Consider the following 3330-nt stretch of genomic DNA (forward strand, 5'->3'; position numbering starts at 1 on the left):
CTCCCACGGACAGAAGGTCCAGTCCGCGGGCAGCAACATGGCCAGCACCGACAGCGCCGTTGGGTCCAGCTGGGCCTAACCGCAACTTCAGGCGCGGCAGCACACCACCCGTCGGTGTGCTGCCGCGTCCTGCGGTTACCGTGCAGTTTGGCTTGAAGTATTAGGGACCGATTGGGGAAGTGATGGACCAACAGAGCACCCGCACCGACATCACTGTCAACGTCGACGGTTTCTGGATGCTCCAGGCGCTGCTGGACATCCGGCACGTCGCGCCCGAGCTGCGGTGCCGGCCATACGTGTCTACCGACTCGAACGACTGGCTCAACGAGCATCCCGGCATGACGGTGATGCGCGAGCAGGGCATCGTCGAGAACGACCAGGTGAACGAGCACGTGGCCGCGCGGATGCGAGTGCTCGCGGCGCCCGACCTCGAAGTGGTCGCCCTGTTGTCCCGAGGCAAGCTGGCCTACGGCGTCCTCGATGACGAGAACCAGCCCCCGGGCTCGCGCGACATCCCCGACAACGAATTCCGGGTGGTGCTGGCCCGTCGCGGACAGCACTGGGTGTCGGCGGTCCGGGTGGGCGGTGAGATCACCGTCGACGACGTCGCCGTCGCGGACAGCGCCTCGATCGCGTCCCTGGTGATCGACGCGCTCGAGTCCATCCACCACGCCGAGCCCGCAGCGATCAACGCGGTCAACGTGCCGCTGGAGGAAATGCTGGAAGCGACCAAGTCGTGGCAGGAGTCCGGCTTCAACGTGTTCTCCGGGGGAGACCTGCGCCGGATGGGCATCAGCGCCGCCACGGTGGCCGCGCTGGGTCAGGCGCTGTCCGACCCCGCCGCCGAAGTCGCGGTGTACGCCCGCCAGTACCAGGACGACGCCAAGGGCCCCAGCGCGTCGGTGCTGTCACTCAAAGACGGCTCCGGCGGACGCATCGCGCTGTATCAGCAGGCCCGCACCGCGGGTTCGGGGGAGGCGTGGCTGGCCATTTGTCCGGCGACCCCGCAGCTCGTGCAGGTCGGCGTCAAGACTGTGCTCGACACACTTCCCTACGGTGAGTGGAAAACGCACAGCCGGGTCTGACATTCCCGCGAAACACAGAGTTCACCAATGTCTTTGCACTCAACATGCGGTTGAGCTGCGAACACGGCATACTTCTCTCAAAGACATCAGCAAATCTCAAACGGGTGTCAACGACAACTCTTAATCGCAAGGCGAGGCAGATGGAATTCCACTTAGTCGGAATGGACTTGGCGGGGGGCGCCAGCACCTCGACGGGTACACCGGCGCAGGCCCGCGCGCGACTGGCGGCACGGGCTCACACATTCATCACGATAGGGAGTGCAGGGCGATGACTGCGGTAGTCGAAGTACCACAGCCTGACGTAGAAGGAATCTCGCAGCCTCAGGCAGTCGTCGTCGGCGTGATGGCCGGCGCGGGTGTCCAGATCGGCGTCCTGCTCGACGCCAACGCCCCCGTCTCGGTGATGACGGAACCGTTGCTGAAGGTGGTCAACAGCCGGCTCCGCGAACTCGGCGAGACCCCGCTGGAGGCCTCCGGCCGGGGCCGCTGGGCGCTGTGCCTGGTGGACGGTTCGCCGCTGCGGGCCACCCAATCGCTGAGCGAGCAGGACGTCTACGACGGCGACCGGTTGTGGATCCGGTTCATCCCGGACACCGAGCACCGCTCGCAGGTCATCGAGCACATCTCCACCGCCGTCGCGGCGGATCTCAGCAAGCGCTTCGCCGCCATCGACCCGGTCGTGGCGGTGCAGGTCGGCGCGACGATGGTGGCCGTCGGCGTGTGGATCGCCGCCGGCCTGCTCGGCTGGTGGCGCTGGCACCACAACTCGTGGCTGCCGACCGTGTACGCGGGCGTGATCGGCGCAGTTGTGCTCGGCGTTTCGCTGATGCTGCTGATGCGGGCGACCACGCAGCAGGAACGGCGCGTCGGCGACACCATGCTGCTGAGCAGCCTCGCCCCCATCTCGATCGCGGCGGCGGCCGCGCCGCCGGGCGGCGTCGGATCCCCGCACGCGGTGCTGGGTTTCGGCGTCCTCACCATCGCCGCGATACTGGCGCTGCGCTTCACCGGGCGCCGGCTTTCGATCTACACGGCGATCGTCACGGTCAGCCTGATCGCGGCGGTGGCCGCGCTGGCGCGCATGGTCGCGATGACCAGCGCCGTGACGCTGTTCACCTGCGTCGTGCTGGTGTCCGTCATGATCTACCAGAGCGCGCCGGCCATCTCGCGCCGGCTGGCAGGCATCCGGTTGCCCGTCTTCCCGTCGGCCACCAGCCGGTGGGTGTTCGAGGCCCGACCCGACCTGCCCACCACCGTGGTGCGCTCCGACGGCGGTCCTCCGGTGCTGGAGGGGCCCGCCTCGGTCCGCGACGTGCTGACCCAGGCCGAACGCGCCCGGTCCTTCCTGTCGGGTTTGCTGATCGGGCTCGGCGTGCTGATGATCGTCTCGCTGACCGCGCTGTCGGATCCGCACACCGGACAACGCTGGCTGCCCGTCCTGCTGGCCGGCTTCAGCGCGGGCTTCCTGATGCTGCGCGGCCGCTCGTACGTCGACCGCTGGCAGGCGATCACCCTGGCCGGAACGGCCGTGCTGATCGTCGGTGCGGTGGTGTTGCGTTACGCGCTGGTGCTGCAGTCGCCGCTGGCGGTGTCGATCAGCGCGGCGATCCTGGTGCTGCTGCCGGCCGCGGGACTGACATCGGCGGCCGTAGTGCCGAACACCGTCTACAGCCCGCTATTCCGCAAATTCGTGGAATGGATTGAATACCTCTGCCTGATGCCAATTTTCCCGCTGGCATTGTGGTTGATGAATGTCTATGCAGCTATCCGCTATCGCTAACGGCAAGGTGTGGCGTGGTCGCGCGTGCGCCGCGACCCTCGCCGCCGCGCTGCTCGCCTCGGGCGCGTTAGCCGGTCTGCCTCCGGCGTACGCGATTTCGCCCCCGACGATCGACGCGGGCGCGGTGCCGCCGGACGGTCCGCCGGGACCGGGGGCGCCGATGAAGCAGAACTCGTACTGCACCGAGGTCGGTGTGCTGCCGGGGACCGACTTCCGGCTGCAACCCAAGTACATGGACATGCTGAACCTGCAGGAGGCGTGGCAGTTCGGTCGTGGTGCCGGCGTGAAGGTGGCCGTCATCGACACCGGCGTGACGCCGCACCCGCGGTTTCCGCACCTGATCGCCGGCGGTGACTACATCATGGCCGGCGACGGCCTGTCCGACTGCGACGCGCACGGCACCATCGTGGCCTCGATGATCGGTGCGGCCTCGGCCAACGGTGCCGGGGTGCCGCCGGCGGCGCC

The 3330-nt window shown here is 68.0% G+C and carries 3 protein-coding genes and 1 pseudogene; all 4 read left to right on the top strand.

Translation table 11 applies throughout. The features are described 5' to 3' along the window. A pseudogene (locus tag A5624_RS21415) lies at nucleotides 1–79 on the top strand (type VII secretion protein EsxI); the annotation flags it as partial. Between the two features lie 103 nt (nucleotides 80–182). Beyond that, nucleotides 183–1085, top strand: a complete 903-nt coding sequence (locus A5624_RS21420) for an ESX secretion-associated protein EspG (RefSeq protein ID WP_066870696.1) — start codon at nucleotides 183–185, stop codon at nucleotides 1083–1085. 268 nt (nucleotides 1086–1353) lie between these two features. Beyond that, nucleotides 1354–2865: a type VII secretion integral membrane protein EccD gene (eccD, locus tag A5624_RS21425; RefSeq protein WP_066870699.1), complete on the top strand. Its 1512-nt coding sequence runs from the start codon at nucleotides 1354–1356 to the stop codon at nucleotides 2863–2865. Beyond that, nucleotides 2843–3330: S8 family serine peptidase (locus tag A5624_RS21430; protein ID WP_231997968.1), on the top strand; the 488-nt coding region annotated here is incomplete at its 3' end. The genes eccD and A5624_RS21430, both read left to right, overlap by 23 nt.

The sequence above is a fragment of the Mycobacterium sp. 1482292.6 genome, from assembly GCF_001672995.1.
Lineage (GTDB): Bacteria > Actinomycetota > Actinomycetes > Mycobacteriales > Mycobacteriaceae > Mycobacterium > Mycobacterium europaeum_A.

Bases quoted from the DNA above. Each gene is read 5' to 3' on its own strand.
- A5624_RS21420 (WP_066870696.1), top strand. From the start codon at position 183: ATGGACCAACAGAGCACCCGCACCGACATCACTGTCAACGTCGACGGT.
- eccD (WP_066870699.1), top strand. From the start codon at position 1,354: ATGACTGCGGTAGTCGAAGTACCACAGCCTGACGTAGAAGGAATCTCG.